Source organism: Providencia sp. Marseille-Q8014, assembly GCF_965112055.1.
Window position 1 is genome coordinate 1,958,993 of sequence record NZ_CBCOPT010000001.1, and the last position, 20,826, is coordinate 1,979,818.

The 20,826-nt window shown below is 38.5% G+C and carries 23 protein-coding genes and 1 riboswitch; of the genes, 10 read left to right on the plus strand and 13 right to left on the minus strand.

All coding sequences use genetic code 11. The annotated features are described in order from the left end of the window. The first annotated feature begins 82 nt into the window (after window positions 1–82). Window positions 83–514, plus strand: coding sequence for a hypothetical protein (locus ACWPW6_RS08560; protein ID WP_154622867.1), 432 nt, complete (start codon window positions 83–85; stop codon window positions 512–514). A gap of 7 nt (window positions 515–521) precedes the next feature. On the opposite strand, the gene ACWPW6_RS08565 is transcribed toward ACWPW6_RS08560, so the two are convergent. Together ACWPW6_RS08565 and ACWPW6_RS08570 are read right to left on the minus strand one after the other, a co-directional pair. Then, window positions 522–1,304: a class I SAM-dependent methyltransferase gene (locus ACWPW6_RS08565; RefSeq protein WP_250000405.1), complete on the minus strand. Its 783-nt coding sequence runs from the start codon at window positions 1,302–1,304 to the stop codon at window positions 522–524. A 132-nt stretch (window positions 1,305–1,436) separates the two neighbouring features. Then, window positions 1,437–1,925, minus strand: a complete 489-nt coding sequence (locus tag ACWPW6_RS08570) for an N-acetyltransferase (protein WP_195848151.1) — start codon at window positions 1,923–1,925, stop codon at window positions 1,437–1,439. 161 nt (window positions 1,926–2,086) lie between these two features. On the opposite strand from ACWPW6_RS08570, the gene ACWPW6_RS08575 reads away from it, so the two are divergent. Next, window positions 2,087–2,431 (plus strand): DMT family protein, encoded by a 345-nt coding sequence (locus ACWPW6_RS08575; protein WP_154622869.1) that lies wholly within the window; start codon window positions 2,087–2,089, stop codon window positions 2,429–2,431. Between the two features lie 331 nt (window positions 2,432–2,762). Here ACWPW6_RS08575 and ACWPW6_RS08580 read toward each other — a convergent pair whose 3' ends face one another. Beyond that, entirely contained in the window at window positions 2,763–3,914 is a 1,152-nt protein-coding gene (locus ACWPW6_RS08580; RefSeq protein ID WP_163861413.1) for a pyridoxal phosphate-dependent aminotransferase, read from the minus strand. A gap of 271 nt (window positions 3,915–4,185) precedes the next feature. On the opposite strand from ACWPW6_RS08580, the gene ACWPW6_RS08585 reads away from it, so the two are divergent. Next, window positions 4,186–4,689 carry a DUF1543 domain-containing protein gene (locus ACWPW6_RS08585; protein WP_154623413.1) on the plus strand — a complete coding sequence of 168 codons (504 nt, stop codon included), beginning with the start codon at window positions 4,186–4,188 and terminating at the stop codon, window positions 4,687–4,689. A gap of 57 nt (window positions 4,690–4,746) precedes the next feature. Here ACWPW6_RS08585 and ACWPW6_RS08590 read toward each other — a convergent pair whose 3' ends face one another. Next, window positions 4,747–5,088, minus strand: coding sequence for a hypothetical protein (locus tag ACWPW6_RS08590; protein WP_154623412.1), 342 nt, complete (start codon window positions 5,086–5,088; stop codon window positions 4,747–4,749). A gap of 306 nt (window positions 5,089–5,394) precedes the next feature. Next, on the minus strand, window positions 5,395–5,616 hold the full coding sequence (locus ACWPW6_RS08595) for a HEAT repeat domain-containing protein (protein ID WP_154635549.1): 222 nt from the start codon (window positions 5,614–5,616) through the stop codon (window positions 5,395–5,397). A 329-nt stretch (window positions 5,617–5,945) separates the two neighbouring features. Here ACWPW6_RS08595 and ACWPW6_RS08600 point away from each other — a divergent pair, with 329 nt between their 5' ends. Next, a complete protein-coding gene (locus tag ACWPW6_RS08600) occupies window positions 5,946–6,320 on the plus strand; it encodes a hypothetical protein (RefSeq protein WP_154622805.1) in 375 nt (124 codons plus the stop codon). 70 nt (window positions 6,321–6,390) lie between these two features. On the opposite strand, the gene ACWPW6_RS08605 is transcribed toward ACWPW6_RS08600, so the two are convergent. Then, window positions 6,391–6,765, minus strand: a complete 375-nt coding sequence (locus ACWPW6_RS08605) for a hypothetical protein (RefSeq protein WP_154622806.1) — start codon at window positions 6,763–6,765, stop codon at window positions 6,391–6,393. A 370-nt stretch (window positions 6,766–7,135) separates the two neighbouring features. Continuing rightward, window positions 7,136–7,372: a DinI-like family protein gene (locus tag ACWPW6_RS08610; protein ID WP_154622807.1), complete on the minus strand. Its 237-nt coding sequence runs from the start codon at window positions 7,370–7,372 to the stop codon at window positions 7,136–7,138. A gap of 647 nt (window positions 7,373–8,019) precedes the next feature. Between ACWPW6_RS08610 and ACWPW6_RS08615 the strand changes: the two genes are divergently transcribed. Then, on the plus strand, window positions 8,020–9,477 hold the full coding sequence (locus ACWPW6_RS08615; RefSeq protein WP_196713168.1) for an alanine/glycine:cation symporter family protein: 1,458 nt from the start codon (window positions 8,020–8,022) through the stop codon (window positions 9,475–9,477). Between the two features lie 149 nt (window positions 9,478–9,626). Continuing rightward, window positions 9,627–10,553 carry an aromatic amino acid DMT transporter YddG gene (yddG, locus tag ACWPW6_RS08620; protein WP_154624067.1) on the plus strand — a complete coding sequence of 309 codons (927 nt, stop codon included), beginning with the start codon at window positions 9,627–9,629 and terminating at the stop codon, window positions 10,551–10,553. Between the two features lie 29 nt (window positions 10,554–10,582). On the opposite strand, the gene brnQ is transcribed toward yddG, so the two are convergent. The 3 genes from brnQ to ACWPW6_RS08635 all read right to left on the minus strand — a co-directional run bounded on the left by brnQ (window position 10,583) and on the right by ACWPW6_RS08635 (window position 13,580). Further along, the gene (brnQ, locus tag ACWPW6_RS08625) at window positions 10,583–11,914 is read right to left on the minus strand and encodes a branched-chain amino acid transport system II carrier protein (RefSeq protein WP_250000407.1); all 1,332 of its coding nucleotides are present in this window, start codon (window positions 11,912–11,914) and stop codon (window positions 10,583–10,585) included. Window positions 11,915–12,128: 214 nt separating this feature from the next. Then, window positions 12,129–12,944 carry a sugar-phosphatase gene (gene yidA, locus ACWPW6_RS08630; protein ID WP_196713166.1) on the minus strand — a complete coding sequence of 272 codons (816 nt, stop codon included), beginning with the start codon at window positions 12,942–12,944 and terminating at the stop codon, window positions 12,129–12,131. A gap of 252 nt (window positions 12,945–13,196) precedes the next feature. Beyond that, complete coding sequence (locus ACWPW6_RS08635; protein WP_154624064.1) at window positions 13,197–13,580, minus strand: helix-turn-helix domain-containing protein; 384 nt, start codon at window positions 13,578–13,580, stop codon at window positions 13,197–13,199. 619 nt (window positions 13,581–14,199) lie between these two features. Between ACWPW6_RS08635 and mgrB the strand changes: the two genes are divergently transcribed. The 3 genes from mgrB to ACWPW6_RS08650 all read left to right on the plus strand — a co-directional run bounded on the left by mgrB (window position 14,200) and on the right by ACWPW6_RS08650 (window position 16,359). After that, complete coding sequence (gene mgrB / locus ACWPW6_RS08640) at window positions 14,200–14,310, plus strand: PhoP/PhoQ regulator MgrB (protein WP_257759835.1); 111 nt, start codon at window positions 14,200–14,202, stop codon at window positions 14,308–14,310. Between the two features lie 197 nt (window positions 14,311–14,507). Then, a complete protein-coding gene (locus tag ACWPW6_RS08645; protein WP_196713165.1) occupies window positions 14,508–15,890 on the plus strand; it encodes an amino acid permease in 1,383 nt (460 codons plus the stop codon). Between the two features lie 52 nt (window positions 15,891–15,942). Next, entirely contained in the window at window positions 15,943–16,359 is a 417-nt protein-coding gene (locus ACWPW6_RS08650) for a GFA family protein (protein WP_154624061.1), read from the plus strand. A gap of 74 nt (window positions 16,360–16,433) precedes the next feature. Here the strand turns inward: ACWPW6_RS08650 and pagP are convergent, their stop codons facing one another. Continuing rightward, window positions 16,434–17,009: a lipid IV(A) palmitoyltransferase PagP gene (gene pagP / locus ACWPW6_RS08655; RefSeq protein ID WP_154624060.1), complete on the minus strand. Its 576-nt coding sequence runs from the start codon at window positions 17,007–17,009 to the stop codon at window positions 16,434–16,436. A gap of 259 nt (window positions 17,010–17,268) precedes the next feature. After that, window positions 17,269–17,359: riboswitch (TPP riboswitch) on the plus strand. Window positions 17,360–17,410: 51 nt separating this feature from the next. Between pagP and thiD the strand changes: the two genes are divergently transcribed. Further along, entirely contained in the window at window positions 17,411–18,208 is a 798-nt protein-coding gene (gene thiD, locus ACWPW6_RS08660; protein WP_250000409.1) for a bifunctional hydroxymethylpyrimidine kinase/phosphomethylpyrimidine kinase, read from the plus strand. Window positions 18,209–18,415: 207 nt separating this feature from the next. On the opposite strand, the gene fbaB is transcribed toward thiD, so the two are convergent. Continuing rightward, complete coding sequence (gene fbaB, locus ACWPW6_RS08665; protein ID WP_154624058.1) at window positions 18,416–19,465, minus strand: class I fructose-bisphosphate aldolase; 1,050 nt, start codon at window positions 19,463–19,465, stop codon at window positions 18,416–18,418. Between the two features lie 46 nt (window positions 19,466–19,511). After that, on the minus strand, window positions 19,512–20,417 hold the full coding sequence (gene yegS, locus ACWPW6_RS08670; RefSeq protein ID WP_163861426.1) for a lipid kinase YegS: 906 nt from the start codon (window positions 20,415–20,417) through the stop codon (window positions 19,512–19,514). Window positions 20,418–20,826: the final 409 nt, after the last annotated feature.

The following is a 20,826-nucleotide window of genomic DNA, read 5'->3' on the forward strand; positions in this document are numbered from 1 at the left end:
AGGTGATTATTTTTCTGTCGCAATTTGTTACAATTTACTATAATAAATCAGTTTACATTTCATAAAAATCACTGTGAGAAATATGTTATTAAGAAGCCTAGTGCTATTGCTTATTGTGGGTGGTGCCTATATTGCCGGTATTATGACTGATATCGCTCAGGTATCAGAATTCGACACTAAGAAAAAAATTGAAAATTCAGTGGAAGATTTTCTTGCTTATCCAACTGCGGCCCAATATAGAAACGTTAATTATCATATGCTGAACAAAACGGCAGATGGTGAAGAGACGGGGTATTATTGTGGGGAAGTCTTCGGGTTTAAGAATGAACTCCCTTACGGTTTCAAGCGCTTTATTGTTAGGTATCATAAAAATGCGGTAGGCAAAACGATGGTATCTATTCCCTTTGTTGAAGAAATAGATGACATTATTCCAAAAGAACAGTTTGAATTAGTGTGGGCGAGATATTGTCAAGATAACAATCAGGCTGATCTAACAGAAAATCAACCTGAATAATTTCAAATTAGGCGACTTTAATGGCGAATGTTGCTAAGAAAGTCGGTAGATAATTATCGATGACAAATCGTGGATTAGGTTGCCAGTCTTCTAAAAAACCTGCGATATTAAAACCAGCATTTATTTGCCCACCAATTAGATCAGTTAATGAATGACCAAAGACAAAAGCTTCCTCATTGTGTTGTTTCAAGCTAATTTGCTCTTCCGTAAGTACTTCTATTTCAGAAAAAGGCAGTTTATAAATAGGTTTAATCAATTGTTGTTCACGTAGCTGTGGATCACGATCACCAATAAACACAACAGGATTAAAAAAACTGGATAGCAATCTTCCCTGTGGTTTTAAGACTCGCTGACACTCTTGCCATACAGGATTGACATCTGGAATATAGAGATTTGAGATAGGGTGAAAAATAAGGTCAAAATTGTTATCCGTAAATAGATGTAGGTCACGCATATCTCCTTGGACAGTTTCTAATTTTAGGTTATCTCTAATCGCAACTTGCCTATCTTGCTCTAATTGTTTGTCGGAAAGATCAAATACGGTCACATCTGCGCCAGCAGCGGCTAAAATAGGCGCTTGTTGCCCCCCAGCAGAAGCGAGACACAGGATCCGTTTACCTTTAATATCACCTAACCATACTTTAGGTAGGGGAGAAGGGGTTAAATGAATTTGCCAATCGCCTTGTTTTGCTTTGGCTACCGTTTGTGAGTCAACAGGAATAGACCAAGGCTGCTGTTGCTGCGCTTGCTTATCCCACGCTTTTCGGTTGGAAGTTAAAAAATCAGTCATAAAAGAGTACTCCATAATACACATTTTTCTAATGTAACCGATAATGACGGAAATAAAAACAAAAAAATGTACTATTTAGTACATAAAATAACACAAAAAGATCAGCGTGGCCTATTTATAAGTATCGAGCCATTAGTGAGTGACAAGATAATAATCTACATTATTAAACGTAAACTGAGCCACTTCCTGCATACCTATTTTTTGATGAGCAATTAAAGAGCGTTGATTACTGGCATTAATAAAGGCAATAGGATTTCCTGCATGCTTGGCACGAAGCGCATCAAAAAGTGCTTGGAGAATACCCTTTCCACGATAGGTCTTATCAATACATACAGGACCGTAAAACCAATTATTTTCCATAAACTCACTAAATTGTTGTGTAATATATTTAGCAAGAGGCGGCAGAGTGTCCGCATATGGGCTAAAACTGAATACAACACCAACGATGAAATTCTTATCATAAGCGACTATCGTATGGGTTGAGTGAGTAAACATCATCTTAACTTTACTTAATGGGTAATCCCCTAATAGTCCACCGCCTTGAGATTCTGAATTAGCTTGTAATAATTGAGCAACATTTTCACAATCGGTTATCTGCATTAAACGATATTGAATAGGCATGTTTTCTCCAAAGACGATTTGAATAATGATTAATATAGCAGGAGTTATCGAAATAAGATGATTGAAATGGCTTTTTTATGATGATGTGAAAATCGATTGTTATAGATTTTATTGTTATTCTCAGCATAATGTCATCATTATTTACTACCCGTTATTTTAAAATGCTTGCTAAATCTTATCCTATTTTATTGCTCATTATTTCGAATGTTTTTATGATGTTTGCGTGGTATGGACACCTAAAGTTTACCGATAAACCATTGTATAGCATTATTTTTTTTAGTTGGCTAATCGCACTTGTCGAATATTGCTTCGCTGTGCCTGCTAACCGCCTTGGGCACCAGTATTACAGTGCTGCGGAACTGAAAACAATGCAAGAGGTGATAACACTCTGTGTGTTTGTGATTTTTTCAGTTCTCTATTTAGGCGAAAGTATCACAATTAACCATATTATTGGTTTTCTTCTGATTTTTGCTGGCGCATTCTTTATTTTTAAAGGTCCATTCTGACGTCTTGCTTAATAAGCGCTCTGTGTCATGAGAAATGTGCGATATTGGCTAACAAGTTAAGCTTGAGTATGATGTTGAATAACATGAAGGAAAGAGGGATAGCGTTGCAAGAGAGAAGTGTTATACCTTGCTGACCATTACAGGAACAAAATAAAGTGATAAGCGTTGCTGTATAACGTTGAATGACGGATTGACTGAGTGGACTCTGGGATGAGTGTTAGAAAAGTCTGGGTTTGAGTATGGGCTAATGGGATGTGAAATGAGTTTGTTGTTCTGTGATGTATTTCATTAATCCCCCCATACGCCTAGTATGCGGGGGAAGCAATTTAAACTATACCCAACCTTTTTCGCGGAACTGTTTTAATATAATAACAAATTGTTCCATTTCTTCAGGTGTACCTAATGTTAAACGACTCCATCCTAATGCTGGTGGAAATTCTCGGCCTACCATCACATGGGCATCTGCCATTCTTTGCTGATAAGTTTTTACATCACCTTTTACTTTATGGAAAAGAAAATTAGCTTGAGATGGCGCATAGGTAATTCCTAATTCATTTAATGCAGTCTCAACAATTTTTCTGGATAAATTATTTGATTTCAGACTATATGCAATAAATGGCTTATCTTTCAATGAAGCTAGTGCGGCAACTGCCCCTGCTGTATTTGTATTATCTATAGACAAAAATGCATCAATGGCTGCAATGACTTCTGGGTTAGCGATTCCGTAGCCGACTCGAAGTCCCGCTATAGCAAAAATTTTAGAAAATGTACGTGTCACGATAAGGTTTTTGTGACCTTGTTTAACCAGTTCAATTGCAGTGGTAAATTTAGGATCTTCCACATACTCAGCATAGGCTTCATCTAGGATAAAAAATTGTTTTTCTGAAGCATGACTAATCCATTTTGCTAATTCACTGGCAGGGGTGATCATTGCTGTTGGGTTATTTGGATTACAGATGTAGATAATAGACAATCCATCAAACTCATTTGCTAGCTGTTCCATCTTTTGCAGGTCAAAAGTCAGGTCTTCTTTTAACGGCACTTTAGTAATTTTTCCACCGAGTGGGATGCTGTATAGCTCAGCATAATTAAAGGTTGGATCCGGTGTAACAAGTTGAAAGTTGATATTTTGTTTTTGTGCTTGTGCTGCCAGCATAGCGATGGCGGCTTGAATTGTTTCTGAAGAACCGTTCCCAAGAGAAACATGTTTATCAGATAAAGCGTACTGTTGCCCAATAGCGGTAATCAGTTCCGCGCGAGCGCTATCTGGATAGCGAAAAGAGTTCGGTAAAGCGGCCACAACGGCATCTTTCGCTTTCGGGGACATGCCTAACGAGTTCTCGTTAAAATTGAGCAGTAAAGGGTGTTGAGCATCAAGTACAAGAGGGCTTTTGGTTTCAGCGATTGCTTGATTTAATAAAGTTGTGCTAGCCAATCCGCCCATGATAATTGAGCTTGTTTTTAGAAAAGAACGACGATCCATGGTGTTTCCTTACAATAGAAATAGTACAAACTGGATTAGTTATAATTGTTAATTGTTTACTTGTAAATAATTATTTAAAAAAAATGCGTTTTTATTCATTTCTATGCATGAACATAGGTGTGTGGATACGGGGTGGATATATAACGATATGATAAATATGAAAAAGTATTCATTACTGTTTTTATCAAAATACTGGGCTTTTTTACTTTGAATTTATATCGATGTGTAATAAATTACATATCGATATTGGAAGATAAAGTCGGAATACAAAATGAAGTTATTTATGTTTTATATTGGTGGAAATGCAGGTAAATCAAATATTGAAGTGCATGATGTGCAATTTGTTGTCGCTCAACAAGCAACAGATGCATGGCCAGCATTAAGGGAAGCGTGGTTCGGTGATAAGGATAAAGTCCACATTGATGGCTATGCAATTATTGATTGGGTGGATGGCTATAGAATTGAGTTAAGTCGCGAACCTTCTGTAAGTTCACAGCGGTTGTATTTTGTTAATGTTGGAGGATATCAATCATCTACTTTAGCGGAACTCCATGAGTTTGATTTGTTTGTTGCAGAATCAGCAAGCGCTGCAAAGCAAAAAGCGATTCATTCACTTTTAGTTAATTGTCAGCAGCAGCATAAAGATAATTTAAAGGATGTTGATGATTGTCTATTGCTCAATCAGGTGGGTGAGTATTACATACATTTAGTTGAGCAACCAAACGGTGAACATTTTAAACCTGAATGGCAAGGTTATCAGCCAATAGGGATTTAAATTTTTAGTGACTGTCATTTTGTCACTGAACAGGGCAGTCTTGCTGCCCTGATTGAATTATGGATTTTGAGAAGAGTCGTTATTTAAAACTTCGATAACGGAAACACGAATAAGGTATTGCTTACCATTTTCTCCTTTAGGCGTATCTTCCGCAATTTTTTTCAGTGTTTCAGAGGGTTGCGCTGTTTGAATTGAGGTTGAGTACTGCATCATGCCATTATGTCGCCCTGAATGAGTATAGTGACGAGGACCATCACAAGGACGATTATTATATTGTTGTTGATTGTGATAACTGCCTCTATGCCAAGTGCCATCACAATAATTATTGTTATATGCAAAAGTTGTAAAACTTACGGCAAATAGGCTTGCTGAAATTAAAAGAGGTTTAAGATAATTCATAATTATACTCCTATTGGGTATCTATTAATGATTATTGTGGCTCTTTTATTTATTATTTCAATCATATTTACCTAAATGGAGGTATAAATCATAATTTCATCAAAATCCCTCTTATTTTATTCACAATGAAAAGAAACTGTTTCAGTTTTTAAAATAAAGTGATTAAGGTGTATTTTTTATTATAAAAAATACAGTTTGTTAATTTAGAAATTTATTTTTTGATATCAATCTTAGGTCGTAGCGATAGTATATAATATAAATAAACCCAATGTTTTCCTTTAAAATCAATGGTTTTTGTTTTTTTTGCTATAAGTCAGTGAAAAACTTGGCGAGTTTACTCAATGAACTAATAGAGGCTATGGCGATATCTTTATTATAGTCATCACATAGAACTAGTAATCTATTAATAGCTTCTTGTTGTTCAATTGAGCATTTATAATCACCTAATGCATTGATAGCCGCGATTTTAACATCATTATTTGAGCCATAGGTGAGGTCAACTAAGTTTTTCACTATTTTTTCTTTCATTTGGTTTATGTTGGTTAAATGAGAATTGTTTCTGGATTATAATGTTGAGAGTGAAAATTGAAAATGTTTTTTTTATTAATATATAATGAAAATTAATAAAAAAAGAATATTAAAGTTTATTTTTTATTTTTATATAAATATCTTTTCAAATAATTTATTTTAACTATATATCTATCATAAAGATAACCAAAATAAAGGTCTGTTATCCCATTGAGGGATAGAATGGAACCAAATTTAATGAAGCGTAAATTTGACTCATTTTGTTCACTTTCCCCCATTTAATACAGTTATAATTAGAGATAAAAGTAAACGCAAAGAAGGGTTATCTGTTGAAACGTGTAAAAACCAAACTGTTTATTGTGATCTTGATTATTATTGCTGGCTTTATATATCAATATGTTACATCAATAAATGATGCAGATATTCAAAAAATGGCTCAGCAACTTGTTGAACAAAAGTTGCCTTCACAACAGAAAGTGACCTTCAAGGATGTTAAGGTGGTGAAGCGGAATCACTATAAAGAGGGGGAAGGCGTTCGCGTGTGTGGTATGTATCAACTGAATGATAACAGTTCAGCTTTGCCTTTTGTTGCGAATATTGATGTGCGTGATGGGAAATTTTCTGGATACAATCAATTATTATTGAGTGATACTGAAGCAAACCAAGCAGCAATAACCGGTATCTGCCAAGAGAAACAACAGTAAATCAGAAAGCGTCGATAAAATGCGCTCAATATTATCTGAACAAATATTGAGCGCATTTTTATATTGATGATTATTTGGCTTTGTTTAGAAGCAATTCAGTTTGGATCTTACACGCTGAAATAGAGTCATTTAGCGATGCGGTAAATTCATCTTGGTTTTTAAATTGACTTTTATTATCACGGACTGCTTTGATTGCGACATCTAAGTTTTTTTGCAAATCAGCTTCGTTAGTCTCTAATTTGGCAAGATCAACATTTTTGCTCTTTAATTGGCTAAGTGTATTTATTGCTAATTCATTGCTGCTTTTATCTGAACGATAAGCATCGTTAAGCGCTTGGCCAGTGATATCACAGTAGTCATTGGCAATTTGGCTAATGTTAAGTGGTTCATTAGCACCCATAGCAATGACAGGGGCAAAGCATACAGCAAGTAAAAGACGTTTCATGGCAGTACCTCTAGTTTTACACTAAATGAGATTTAACTTTATAGGGTAACGAACTGAAACTATAGCAGAATAGGCTGAAAAGGTCTTAGTTTACGTATCTTTTCGCATTTTGAAACAAAAAAGAGCCAGTAAAAATACTGGCTGCCATAATGAGCAAAAGCAATGTAAATGAAAATTACGTTATATAATCTATCATATAGCGGTGGAAAGAAAAGGCGTTTCGCTTTTTAAGCAGGTTAGATTGCTACAAACATGATCTTGATCAGAATTAAAAATGAGAGGAATAATCAAATAGGATAGATATTGTTCACCGGCCTTCAAATGTCGTGAACGTTTAAATTAAAGGCCGGTAAGCATGAGTCAAAAATAATTATTTTGACCAATGGCCATGATGAAGAACATCTTCAACCAGTTCATGGAGAACAATATGTGCTTCTTTATCATCATGAAAACCTGAAGTGTCGAATGTTGTCGCACCACTGTCATGAACAATATATAGGTCACTACCTGGGTAGACTTCTAACACTCTAGCGCGTAATTCAGCGGTAAAGGCATCATAGAGGTTTTTAGATACTGCATCATCAGAGATTTTAATGGTGATTTTCATTTTTTAACCTTCAATAGGGTTACGATTTAGCTGTAAAGTTTATTGTGTTGCACTAATAGAAGCAATGGCTATTTATCATTGTCTTTTTTCGATTATTTTCGGATAGGTTCAGGCGCGTATTTTATCAACACTCTCCCATGAGTGTTCGCGTTCATACCAAATAACAAATGATTGAATAAAAAATTAGCATTATTGATAAATAGATTTATTGGCCTTATTAGCTGAATAACTATATTCAGGAATATAGTAAGTTCATTTTATTACAGTCATTAATATGAGAATATGATTATTATATATGCAAATAAGATAAGGTGTTGGCAGAATAAAAAATCAATTGATTAACTTTTCTATGATTGGTTGGGCTGCTTTGTAATCTATTGATAAATATTAATAATAATTGTGGTTAACCCAAGGGTGTTAAGCGTGGCGATAATAAAATTTGATCTAACATATTCTCAATACAGAAAATGTTTTACAGAAAAGATAAAAAAATATAGTTTTATGATCCTTTGTTCTGTATTTAATTAGGGGCGCTATAAAAAGTGAGTTTATATCGTGAACTTTGTATGCCTGAGAGATGGAATATCAAAAGGCTATCATTATATAAACAATAATCTTTATTTATATATTCATATAAGGAGAATAGTTTGGTAGAAATTGTAAATTATCTAAATAACATTGTTTGGGGCTCTCTCCTCATCTATTTATTACTTGGTGTGGGTATTTACTTTACTCTTCGAACAGGATTCATCCAGTTTCGCCATTTTGGTCATATGTTCGGTGTTTTAAAAAATAGCAACCAGTCCAGTAAAGCGGGGATATCTTCTTTTCAAGCCTTGTGTACCAGCTTAGCCGCAAGAGTGGGAACCGGAAATTTAACGGGGGTCGCTATTGCGATAACGGCGGGTGGTCCAGGTGCTATTTTTTGGATGTGGGTTGTGGCGATGCTAGGAATGGCAACTTCCTTTATTGAATCTACACTTGCACAATTGTATAAAACGAAAGATGACCAAGGAAATTATCGCGGTGGCCCTGCTTATTATATGCAAAAAGGGTTAAATCTTCGCTGGATGGGCGTTCTCTTTTCTATTTTTTTAATTATTGCATTTGGGTTGGTATTCAATGCCGTTCAGGCGAACTCTATCGCACAAGCAACGGCTGTAGCATTTGATTTTAACCCTCTATATGTTGGTATAGCCCTTGTCGTGATGAGTGGTGTTGTCATATTTGGCGGATTAAAATCAATTGCAAAGGTTGCTGAGTTTATTGTTCCGATTATGGCGTTAGCGTATTTGATACTTGCATTTTGGGTTCTCGGTCATCATATAGAGCGGCTACCAGATGTCATCATGCTAATTATCCGTAATGCTTTTGGATTACAAGAAGCTGCTGGAGGAGCAATTGGTTATGGCGTAGGTCAAGCTATGACACAGGGGATTCAGCGCGGTTTATTCTCGAATGAAGCCGGAATGGGATCAGCGCCGAATGCTGCCGCTTCAGCAGCACCATATCCACCGCATCCCGCATCACAAGGTTATGTGCAGATGCTTGGTGTTTTTATGGATACAATCGTGATTTGTAGCGCGACAGCCATCATCATTCTCTCTTCTGGTGTTCTTGACAATCCAGTTGAAAAGATTAATGGGATTGAGTTAACTCAGCTTGCCTTATCGTCAGTTGTGGGGAGTTGGGGGTCGACATTTATTGCAATTGCTATCTTCTTTTTTGCATTCACCTCTATTATTGCCAATTATGCTTATGCAGAAAGCAATATGATATTTTTAGAAAATAATCACACGACTAGCTTATTTATTTTGCGTTTGGCAGCATTAGCGATGGTGATGTTTGGGACGTTAGCGGAAATGCCGCTTATTTGGAAAATGGCTGACTTATCGATGGGGTTGATGGCAATAACTAATTTAATTGCAATTTTACTGTTATCAGGAATAGCCTTTAAGTTGGCTAAGGATTACGATCGACAAAGAAAAGCGGGGGGAATACCGACATTCGATATTGACCAGCATCCAGAATTAAAGTCCCAAGTTGAACAAGGTATTTGGGAAAAAGAACAAGTGCAACAGTGGGTTGATAAACAATCAGTCTAATCATTACACAATAAGAGTCATGTTTTTAACACTGGCTCTTATTGTGTTTTCTATTATATAAACAGTATTAATAATACTTGCTTTCTAATTGTTTGAGCTTTAAGGTTTTTCTTATAGGTGAACAAGGCAATTATCCAACCGAGAAAACAATGAATTTAAAGCGGTATGCAGCAACATTTTATGGTGTGGTCTCGATTTTACTGTGGAGCACAATCGTAGGGTTAGTACGCAGTGCGAGTGAAAATTTTGGTGCTGTTGGCGGGGCGGCATTAATTTACAGCTTAGGAACAGTGATTTTGGTTTTATTCATGGGGTTGCCCAAAATTCACCTTTATCCTAAACGCTATTTAATTTGGGGCACGTTGTTATTCGTCAGTTATGAAATCTGTTTTGTGCTTGCATTAGGGTTAGCGCGAGACCGCCAACAAGCGATAGAACTCGGTATGGTGAATTATTTATGGCCAAGTTTTACAATTGCGTTAGCTGTCTTTTTTAATCGGCAACGATTTACCTTGCTTCTTGGTATTGGGCTGTGCTTAGCGTTTGCAGGTTTAATTTGGGTTATTTCCGGTGATCAACCTATTTCTATTGAAGCTATAGCGAATAATATTTCAAGCAACCCTGTCAGTTATCTTTTAGCTTTTGTTGGGGCGATTCTTTGGGCGTTTTACAGTAATGTGACGAAGCGTATTTCAGGTGGGCACAACGGAATGGTGCTGTTTTTTCTATTGACAGCCGTGGGATTATGGATACTGTTTGCATTTGAACCGGATAAACATTTTCATATTTCGTTATCAAGTATTTTATTACTCGTGATTGCATCATTAGCGACAGGTGGAGCAAATGCTTTATGGACGTTAGCCGTGATTAGAGGCAACGTGGCTTTTTTAGGAACGCTATCTTACTTCACCCCAGTAATATCAACCGCTTTTTCGTCGATGCTATTAAGTACAACATTGACTTTAGGTTTTTGGCAAGGTGTCGTAATGGTAACACTCGGGTCAATAATTTGTTTTTTAGCGACTCGGCGTGCTTCTCTTGTCAAAGTTTCAGTGAAAAGCGCCCAACAAAAATAGAGGGCGCTATAGAAAGGTGAACGGATTAATTAAGCAAGTTCATCATTGAGTTGCGCTGGTTTACCTGAAAACATTTTTCCGATAAATAAAGAAATAATGAAAGCAATGATCCCCGGTATTAGCCAGCCCATACCTTGTTCAAACAGCGGTAAATGACTCACTAAAAATTGTTTAACGCCTTCGCTGAGTAATGCCATATTGTTGAGCGTATCTAACAAGCTCATGAAGACAATAACGGCAATTGTGATGCCATAAGATACTCTTGGTGCCGCCATATAACGTCGAGCAAATTGCAAGAACACAATCGTCACTGACGACGGGTAAATCATCAGTAGAGCAGGGATAGTGACTCTTAACAGCGTATCCAGGCCAAAGGTTGAAACAATGGTCGTGAGTAGTGTGAAAAAGACGACCCAAAAACGATAGCCTAAACGATGATGGAAGGTCGCAAAATAGTCCGCACATGCGCTAGTAACACCAACCAGTGTTGTCATACTGGCTAATAAAACAATGCCACACATAATCCATGTGCCAATTGAACCAAACAGTGCATCAACGTAGCGTGAGAAGATTTGCCCACCATTTGTCGCGGTATTCGCGACAACTTCACTGGTCGCACCAAGATAGAATAAACAAATGTAGAGAGCCGCCAGTAAGCTCACGGAAATTAAACCGGCTTTAATGGTGATAAAAGCAACTTGGCGAGGTTCAGTGATTTTTTTCGAGGCTAATGCGCGAGCTACGATCCCACCAAATGCCATTGCGGACAATACATCCATAGTTTGGTAGCCATCAATAACACCGCCAAAGAAGGCGTAATCCGCATATTGCTTCACGGGGGCATTAATTGGAGACAGCGGCTCCACAACGACAGCGATACCCACAACCACTAAGAGAACAAGCAAAGCCGGTGTCATGAATTTGCCAATAGCGCTGATCATCGTACCTTGCTTAAGCATGAAAAACAGCGAACAAACGTTGAAAATCAAAGCAAAGGTCAAATGAGATGCTGTACTTTTTTCAACAAATCCTAAAGGGATAAAGCCCATTTCAAATGCCGTATTTGTTACCCTAGGCATGGCAAAAGTGGAGCCAACAATTAAGTACAGAGCAACCCAAAAAATAACAGCGACCCATTTGGGTAAATCAACGGACAGTCTTTCTCCTCTGCCTTTAACGGCGACAGTGACCAGTGTCATGAAAGGCAGAATAACACCTGTGATAATAAAACCGAGCGAGGTACTAAGCCAATCGGTACCGGACTGATAGCCTGCCATTGGAGGAAAAATGATGTTGCCAGCGCCTAAAAACAGCGCGAAGACCATCATCCCAAGAATTACCATATCTTTAGTTGAAAACATTTTACTACCTGTTTGTAATGTTTATTTTGCAATGAATATTTTAGTATTACAGTATTTTTAAGGGGGCAGATAGTATCAAATTTAGAGAGGTAAGTAAGGTTTTGCTGTTGAATTATATTTTTAACAGCAGCGAAACTAAGAGGGTAATACGTAAATGAATGGTATTATTTTGTGGTATATCTTCATTTGGCAGTGAAGTTCACTGCCAAACAGATTATTGGTGGTTGATAAATTTATTTAGTGCAACAGCAACACCATCTTCATTATTGGTTGTTGTAACAAATTTTGCGATGTTTCGAACATTATCAATCGCATTTCCCATCGCGACAGGTACTTTGGCATATTGTAGCATTTGCACATCGTTATTTTGATCACCAATACTCATGACTTTATCGGGTGTGATGCCGAGTTTCTCACAAATCAATTGTAATGCCGCGCCTTTACTGGCTGTTTTGTTCGAGATTTCTAAAAAGTAAGGGCTTGTATGCATTAAAGAGTAACTTTCAAAAGCGTCTTCAGGAATATAACCGATACCGATACTGAGCTTTTCAGGCTGGTCGACCATCATGAACTTTGTAAATTTCAGGTCAGTGTCCATTTCATTTGCAGGGCAATATACAAGAGGTGTATTGGTCAGATAGGCATCGTGGACCGTGTAATGGCTGATATGACGATTCGCTGTAAACATGGTGTTTTGTGCAAGCGCATGCATATGTACACCCACATCGTTAGCAAGGGAGACAAAATATTGGTAATCAGCGAAATCAAGTAAGTTTTCAATTAAATGAGTACCATCATTGGCTTGATGAATGACACTCCCATTATTACTAATACAGTAATCAGATGCGTTATCTAGCCCGAGCTCTTTAAGGTAAGGGGATATCCCAGAAAATGGTCGTCCAGATGCGAGTACAACACGAACACCTTTATTTTTAGCCTGAATGACGGCATCTTTGACAGCGGGTGTAATTTGGTGCTGAGAGTTGAGTAAAGTACCATCTAAATCAATCGCTACCAGTTTGATAGACATCAACGCCTCCGATTAATGATATTTAATTGAAATACCTTACTCTATTTACAAAAAATGTAAATTAGCTAAAAAAGAGTGGTGACGATAAATGTGTAAGATGGTTTTGCATATTGAATGCGTTATCCCAAGGACTTGCCTCGTCGCTATGGGATAGTTCGGGTGCGCTGATAATATAAAATTACTAAAGTGACAATGGCTTATGGCATTGAATGCGTGAAGAGACGTGATAGCTTCAATGCCAATAAGGCATCTTCACTCACGGTGGTTCGCTAAATGTAATGGTTCTTTGACGTCTAAATCAATATCAACATTTTGCCTAAAATCAAATGGCGTGATGCCATATTCTTTACGGAACATGTAGGTGAAATGCGACTGTGAACCAAACCCAAAGTCTAGTGCAATATCGAAAATAGACTGATCGCTGTTTCTCAACAGGTTTACCGCGCCAGCAAGTCGGCGTTGGCGAATATACTTACCCAATGAAATTCCAGTGACTTCTTTAAAAATTTTCTGCATATGCCAAAGCGAATAGCCTGAGTAGGCAGCAAGCTCTTCTAAATGGATAACACGGCCTAAATGTTCTTCAATCCATTTGCTTAGGGCATAAACAAGTGCTAAGTGGTTGTCTTGTGGCATCTCGATTTAATTACTGAGGTCGTTGACCTTTTGGCGTTAAATTTTGTTCGAAGTACAGTTGTTCTGTCGAATTGAGTTAATTAAAGCATTATTCCTCAATTATGTAATAAAGAACAATAGTAAAACATGTATACCCGAACTCCGTAGGGGTCATTCGTGACCAATCTAGCACGGTATGACGAACCCGTATAAAACTATTTGTCTATCATTATTGATGAAGCGGCGAGCAGAATATTTATCAATATGATTGAAAAATAAACATTAACTTCTGATAGCCCTTAATAAAGTAGCTGAAGTATACACAACTTCATTTGTTTATGACAAAGGCTGGTTGTGCGGAATAGCCATTGAATTGATGAAAAAAAAGTCAATCAAACTGGGTTTTTAACGATTAGTTGGAAAATTGAGCATAAATACAAAAATGGATGGAAATTGCTTATTTTCCTCAAACTTTACTTGAATGACTGATGTAACATTTTATGTTAACCATCATCGACAGATAGCTATATCACCTTACTCGAGAGTGAATTAATTATAACACCATGAAAAGTAATATGTATTACGCCGTTTTTAAGGGAGATCATAGTTGAAATACAAATTGGTGATCGGTATTTGCATCGTGATAACCTGCATTTTCTTATATCTTTTAGCGATGGATAGCCTTTGCGACCAAGGCGGCGAAAACTTTATATATGGTATCTGCGGAGTCACTGACTGGTTACCGTTTTGAATTTATTCTTTTATGCGTCATAATGTGCTCCTTCTGCAATTTTTGTCACGTAACCTCAATATTTAATATGCTAAATGCTCATAATAGGGCAGAGTAGGTATTGAGATAGTGTTAATAATAAAATTCAAATAAACGTGTATGATTTGCTCAATAATTAGAGATAACAAGCAAATACATAGGATGATAAGGGTAAAGTTATGGCGCAAGAGCAGCAGACGCTAAAGCGTGGATTAAAGAATAGGCATATCCAATTGATTGCTTTGGGGGGCGCCGTAGGTACAGGGTTGTTTCTTGGAATAGCCACAACGATTAAGATGGCGGGGCCTTCTGTATTACTAGGGTATGCATTATGTGGTTTTATCGCCTTTCTGATTATGCGTCAGTTAGGGGAAATGATTGTTCAAGAGCCTGTTGCAGGTTCATTTAGCCACTTCGCGTTTAAGTATTGGGGCGGTTTTGCAGGCTTCTTGTCTGGCTGGAATTACTGGTTTATGTTTATCCTCGTAGGGATGACGGAACTGACCGCAGCTGGGGAGTATATGCGACGTTGGTGGCCTGACTTACCTATTTGGGTCTCTGCTGCTGTTTTCTTTATTGCTGTTAATGCGGTCAACTTAATCAATGTGCGCTCTTATGGCGAAACCGAATTTTGGTTTGCTTTAATTAAAGTGATTGCTGTAATTGCGATGATTGTCTTTGGTTGTTATTTATTATTGAGCGGTAAAGGTGGCCCACAAGCCAGCATCTCTAACTTATGGGAGCATGGTGGTTTCTTTGCTAATGATTTTATAGGGTTATTAATGGCATTAGCCATTATTATGTTCTCATTTGGTGGCCTTGAGCTGGTTGGGATCACTGCCGCGGAAGCCGAAGAGCCTGAAAAAAGTATTCCGAAGGCGATCAACCAAGTTGTTTATCGTATCCTGATTTTCTATATAGGCTCACTAACGGTATTACTGGCCTTATACCCATGGGTTAATCTAGATGGTGAAACAAGTCCATTTGTTTTAATTTTCCATGAATTAGGTGACATGCTGGTTGCAAATGCATTAAACGTGATTATCTTGATCGCTGCTCTTTCGGTGTATAATAGTGCAGCTTATTGTACAAGCCGTATGTTATATGGCTTAGCGCAACAACAAAATGCCCCTCAATTTATGGCGAAAGTAAATAAAGGTGGCGTGCCTGTCATGGCGCTGATCGTATCGGGTATTGCAACTTCTGGCGGTATTGTGATCAACTTTATCATGGAAGGTAAAGCATTTGCTTTACTGATGACATTGGTTGTGACAACGCTGGTTCTTAACTGGATTATGATTTGTGTTTCTAACTTAAAGTTTAGAGCGCAAATGAACAAACAAGGTATTGAAACGAAGTTTAAAAGTATTTGGTATCCATTCGGCAATTACCTGTGCTTAGCCTTTTTAGCGATGATTTTAATTATTATCTTAATGATGGATGGGCTAAGGATCTCGGTCTTGATCATGCCAGTATGGATTGCGGTGCTATGGATTGGTTATCAGTTCTCTGGGGCGAAGAAACAAGAAGCTGAAAAAAACAAGGCATCGACAGCTAATTAATTAGCTTCAACATCAATTAATGTAATTATTCATTTCATTGATGGGAGGCTTTATGGAGACACGATTTGCCCAATGCCATTGTGGCAGCGTTAAATTCAAAGTAACACTCACCGATGGATTGAATACCCTAAGACGATGCAATTGCTCCTACTGCCGAATGAGAGGGGCAATTGCAGTCTCTGCACCATTATCTGGTATTGAAATTCTTGAAGGCAAACAAAAGTTAACCGAGTATCGGTTTAACACACAGCAGGCTGCTCATTTCTTCTGTTCTGTTTGTGGCATTTATACCTTTCATCAACGGCGCTCAAATCCTGAACAATATGGCGTGAATGTTGCTTGCCTAGAAGGCGTTTCGCCTTTTGATTTCGAAACAGTCAATGTTATGGATGGCATAAATCACCCGCAAGATGGCGGTGGTGGTGTTGTTGGGTATTTAACTTATCGGAAAGCAACGAATCAAAAATAATGCATCAATCAAAATGGCCAGTAACAGAATACTGTTGCTGACCACTTTTGTTGTTATTTAATGAATAATACGGATTACCACTGCCAACGAAGCCAGGCAAATAACACGTTACCGTTATTATGAGTTCCTGGAATATAAGTGGCTTGAACCGCTAATCGGTCATATTCCATAGAAACTAATGGGAGTGGTAGAGGCAATGGAATATAGTAGTAGTCATCACGAGCCGTCACGCTTAACGTGAAACCTGCCCCCATTTTAAAACCATCCAGTTCGCCTGGGATCCACATTTTTTGAAAAGCATAACCTGCGATTGGCTCGACTTTGTTATGTGAGTCCATGAACGCCATAGCATATAAGGCATGCCAGTCATTATCTTCATCATAGCGATATTTACCGAGACCAAATCCCCAAGGATTTTCATTATAACTGTCGGTTTTTTCTTTATCGTAAGTAAACCGGTTATGCCATGTTAAAACAGGAATATAGATGTCGTATTGATCCGAATCCCAAGTAGTACTGACATTTCGAGTAAATTTATCCCAGAGTCCCTCAGACTCTTGAGCTGTGTTGGTGGATGACGCGAAGCAGATGGAAGTCATCATTAAAGCTGATGCTCCTACAACTTGCTGCAATTTTTTATTAACTCTCATTGTAAATCCGATTCAGGTTAATGCGTGTTTCGATGGCATTGAAGTAGATAAATATGGGTAATAAGTCTCGACTATCATGACTGATAATATGCTTATACACTTTAATTATTTTAGTTTACATAGGTGAGTTATAACAGCATTAATTGAATTTGCCTAATATTGGGCATTATCTTAATTGTCTCTGCATAATCAGCCATGTAAGGAAAGCTATGGCTGATAGGCTGGTCTGTTGCGAGAAAAAATGCGATACTTATTCAGTATTTTTGGCTCGGGGCGTCGCTTAAGACTGAGAAGCACCCGTATTACCTGATCTGGATAATGCCAGCGTAGGGAAGTCGGAAGCGTCAATGATAAACCTTCCAATAGACCACTCCTTATGCTGTGCTTAGGAGTGACATTTCATGAAAATCAATGCGTTAACCATTGCTGGAACAGACCCTTCTGGTGGCGCTGGGATCCAAGCGGATTTAAAAACGTTTTCGGCACTCGGTGCTTATGGAACGAGTGTAATGACTGCTTTGGTAGCGCAAAATACCCGAGGTGTGCAATCAGTTCACGAATTACCTGATACGTTTGTTGCTGCGCAGCTCGCATCGGTACTTAGTGATGTGCGTATTGATAGCGCTAAGATCGGCATGTTATTCAACCAAGAAGTCATTGCTGTCGTGGCGCAAGCCTTAAAGCAATATCATATTCCTCATATTGTTTTAGATACGGTGATGATCGCTAAAAGTGGTGACCCATTATTACTTCCTGACGCAATTGATGCGATGCGACGTGAGCTTCTGCCTTTGGTTTCACTTATTACCCCTAACTTACCTGAAGCGGCGGCATTGTTAGATGAACAAGTCGCGAAAACAGAAGCCCACATGCTCAGTCAAGGGCATCGATTACTAGAAATGGGGTGTCAGGCGGTTTTAATGAAAGGTGGACATTTAACTGACAGTGAAAGTCCCGATTGGTTGATTACTCCTGAAGGCGAGTGGCGCTTTACGTCACCAAGAGTGAATACGCGTCATACTCATGGTACAGGCTGCACTCTGTCTGCCGCATTAGCGGCACTGAGGCCTCGATTTGCTAATTGGCAGCAAACGATTCCTGAAGCCAAAGCATATTTACAAGCGGCGTTAGAGCATGCGGATAGCTTAGAGGTGGGGGAAGGGATCGGACCTGTTCATCATTTTCATGCGTGGTGGTAAGGTGAACCACAAAAGTGTCTTCTTATGAAGGTTCCATGTTACTGATTGACAGAGTGTGCTTGCTGGCATATTGGCTATGCTGATTGAAAATCAATTAGGAAAATTGGGTATCATTTTTCCTGATAACATAAAGCGGGAAAAGAGGTTTTTTATCCCGCTTTGTCAACAATTTTATCCTGCAATCAGAGGACGTTAGGTAGATAAAGCTTAAGCGATGGTGATGTCTTTATTCAGGTAAACATCTTGCACGGCATTGATTAACTCGACGCCTTCCTTCATCGATTTCTTAAAGGCTTTACGGCCTAATATTAATCCCATACCACCTGCACGCTTGTTGATTACAGCAGTACGAACGGAATCACTTAAATCATTTTGCCCTGAAGCGCCGCCGGAGTTGATCAGGCCCGCACGTCCCATGTAGCAGTTGGCTAATTGATAACGTACAAGGTCGATTGGGTTATCTGTTGTCAGTTTGGTATAAACGCGCTCATCAGTATGACCGAATCCAATGGCTTTATAGCCCCCATTATTTTCAGCCATTTTCTGCTTAACAATATCAGCGCCAATAGTCGCCGCGATGTGGTTAGCTTGCCCTGTTAAATCGGCACTTGCATGGTAATCAACGCCATCTTTTTTAAATGCGGAGTTGCGTAAATAAGCCCAGAGAACTGTGACCATACCAAGTTCATGTGCCCGTTCAAATGCCGCTGAGATTTCTTCAATTTGGCGACGAGACTCATGAGAACCGAAGTAGATGGTAGCACCTACAGCAACCGCCCCCATTTCAAATGCTTGTTCGACACTTGCATAGAGTGTTTGGTCATATTGTGCTGGATAACTAAGGGTTTCGTTATGATTGAGCTTAACTAAAAAAGGAATTTTATGAGCATAACGACGGGAAACGGCAGCCAGTACGCCATAGGTAGAGGCAACACAGTTACAACCGGCTTCAATGGCCAACTCTACAATATTTTTAGGATCAAAATAGAGGGGGTTAGCGGCAAATGAGGCTGCTGCTGAATGCTCAACGCCTTGATCCACAGGAAGAATAGATAAATAACCCGTTCCCGCTAAGCGACCATGATTAAATAAAGTTTGCATTGAACGAAGGACGCTATTGGGGCGGTTATTATCGATCATGACACGATCGACAAAATCAGAACCAGGTAAATAAATGCTGTCACGGGGAATGGTTTGGCAACGATGGTCAAGAAGTGTTGATGCTTCAGAACCTAACAGCTTGGCGATATCAGTCATGACTTCCTCCATTTAACAAAAGTCTAGGGGATGTTAATCATTAAATTTAAGATAACAAGCCACATTGAGGCGGTAATCGGCAGTGGATCGCTTCAGGTAGTAACTCAAAGGTGAAAGTTTCACCAGAAAGTGGCTCTCCGTCCAAATTAAATACCATTTCATGGGGGGATGAAATTTTGACCCAAGAAGTTGTTTTTTCAATTAAATGCTGATTTTTGTCATTGGTGAACAAATTCGTCAGTAGGGCGGGTATCACATCACGCGCAGGCACGATCAATAAATTCAATTTACCATCATCGATTAACGCTTCTGGAGTGAGTTGCTGACCTCCACCTGCTTGTTTACCATTGCCGATGGCGACGACTAAAGTTTCGCCTTCCCAGTTAAAATGTTCAGTTTCAATTTTACAGGTATCAGTTTTTAGGGTGTCAGGGCGTAATAGGCCGTTAATCACATAGGCCGCGCCACCGAGAGCGGATTTTAGGGCTTCTGGCGTTTCTGTGGTGATGCGTGTACCAAATCCCCCAGTGGCCATATTCATAAAAAAAGCATCATGATTCACTCTAGCAATATCGATAGCAAAAGCTTTACCTTTTACTGCTAATGCTAAAGCCGCATGGATATCCATAGGAATATTAGCGCTAGTGGCGAAATCATTCGCGGTTCCTAATGGTAAAATCCCCATAGCTGGGCGTTGTGTGTCAGGTAAAGCCATTAGCGCGCTTGATACCGCATTGATGGTGCCATCACCGCCGCCTGCAATAATGGTTTCTACGCCTTGCTTTATGGCTTCCTCAATAAAAAGAGGTAACTCACTGTTTTCCCATGGGATACGCACCCAAATCGTATGACCTTCGTCACGTAGTTGATAGATTGATTTTCTGAGTTCAGGATTGGCTGCTTGTTTGCCATTAAGAATAACGAGTGCGCGATGAAGCTTATCGATAGCCATTTTGATCCTTGTAATGAAAAAAAGAGTGATAAAAGTATAGACCCGATAGTTGGGGTAGTGGCAACTATTAAATAATCACATGGCTAAAATAAGTATAATTAACGGGGAGTTCGCAGAGGTAAAAAAAGAAATGGCTAGCTCAAGGGAGATTGAGCCAGCCAAGGAGGTGGTTCCTAGTCTTATTTTATGACTTTCTAGTTCTTCATTTTCGATTGTGACTATACGACATTGAATAGCTAATTGTTGTGATCTATTGCATAAAAATGGATATTAAATACATTTTCACGGAGAATCATTATTTATGAGAATGATTATCAATTGATAATCCTGTTTTATAAGGAAATAATATAAATTGAGGAAATAAAAAATGCTAGAAAATCAATAAATTAAATTATTGATATCTAGCATT

What these genes read in the sequence shown, in the direction of transcription:
- ACWPW6_RS08585 (WP_154623413.1), top strand. Translation starts at nt 4,186, where the DNA reads ATGAAGTTATTTATGTTTTATATTGGTGGAAATGCAGGTAAATCAAAT.
- ACWPW6_RS08590 (WP_154623412.1), bottom strand. Translation starts at nt 5,088, where the DNA reads ATGAATTATCTTAAACCTCTTTTAATTTCAGCAAGCCTATTTGCCGTA.
- ACWPW6_RS08595 (WP_154635549.1), bottom strand. Translation starts at nt 5,616, where the DNA reads ATGAAAGAAAAAATAGTGAAAAACTTAGTTGACCTCACCTATGGCTCA.
- ACWPW6_RS08560 (WP_154622867.1), top strand. Translation starts at nt 83, where the DNA reads ATGTTATTAAGAAGCCTAGTGCTATTGCTTATTGTGGGTGGTGCCTAT.
- yddG (WP_154624067.1), top strand. Translation starts at nt 9,627, where the DNA reads ATGAATTTAAAGCGGTATGCAGCAACATTTTATGGTGTGGTCTCGATT.
- brnQ (WP_250000407.1), bottom strand. Translation starts at nt 11,914, where the DNA reads ATGTTTTCAACTAAAGATATGGTAATTCTTGGGATGATGGTCTTCGCG.
- ACWPW6_RS08575 (WP_154622869.1), top strand. Translation starts at nt 2,087, where the DNA reads ATGCTTGCTAAATCTTATCCTATTTTATTGCTCATTATTTCGAATGTT.
- ACWPW6_RS08610 (WP_154622807.1), bottom strand. Translation starts at nt 7,372, where the DNA reads ATGAAAATCACCATTAAAATCTCTGATGATGCAGTATCTAAAAACCTC.
- yegS (WP_163861426.1), bottom strand. Translation starts at nt 20,417, where the DNA reads ATGGCTATCGATAAGCTTCATCGCGCACTCGTTATTCTTAATGGCAAA.
- fbaB (WP_154624058.1), bottom strand. Translation starts at nt 19,465, where the DNA reads ATGACTGATATCGCCAAGCTGTTAGGTTCTGAAGCATCAACACTTCTT.
- pagP (WP_154624060.1), bottom strand. Translation starts at nt 17,009, where the DNA reads ATGAGAGTTAATAAAAAATTGCAGCAAGTTGTAGGAGCATCAGCTTTA.
- thiD (WP_250000409.1), top strand. Translation starts at nt 17,411, where the DNA reads ATGAAAATCAATGCGTTAACCATTGCTGGAACAGACCCTTCTGGTGGC.
- ACWPW6_RS08650 (WP_154624061.1), top strand. Translation starts at nt 15,943, where the DNA reads ATGGAGACACGATTTGCCCAATGCCATTGTGGCAGCGTTAAATTCAAA.
- ACWPW6_RS08570 (WP_195848151.1), bottom strand. Translation starts at nt 1,925, where the DNA reads ATGCCTATTCAATATCGTTTAATGCAGATAACCGATTGTGAAAATGTT.
- ACWPW6_RS08565 (WP_250000405.1), bottom strand. Translation starts at nt 1,304, where the DNA reads ATGACTGATTTTTTAACTTCCAACCGAAAAGCGTGGGATAAGCAAGCG.
- ACWPW6_RS08645 (WP_196713165.1), top strand. Translation starts at nt 14,508, where the DNA reads ATGGCGCAAGAGCAGCAGACGCTAAAGCGTGGATTAAAGAATAGGCAT.
- ACWPW6_RS08635 (WP_154624064.1), bottom strand. Translation starts at nt 13,580, where the DNA reads ATGCCACAAGACAACCACTTAGCACTTGTTTATGCCCTAAGCAAATGG.
- ACWPW6_RS08580 (WP_163861413.1), bottom strand. Translation starts at nt 3,914, where the DNA reads ATGGATCGTCGTTCTTTTCTAAAAACAAGCTCAATTATCATGGGCGGA.
- ACWPW6_RS08605 (WP_154622806.1), bottom strand. Translation starts at nt 6,765, where the DNA reads ATGAAACGTCTTTTACTTGCTGTATGCTTTGCCCCTGTCATTGCTATG.
- yidA (WP_196713166.1), bottom strand. Translation starts at nt 12,944, where the DNA reads ATGTCTATCAAACTGGTAGCGATTGATTTAGATGGTACTTTACTCAAC.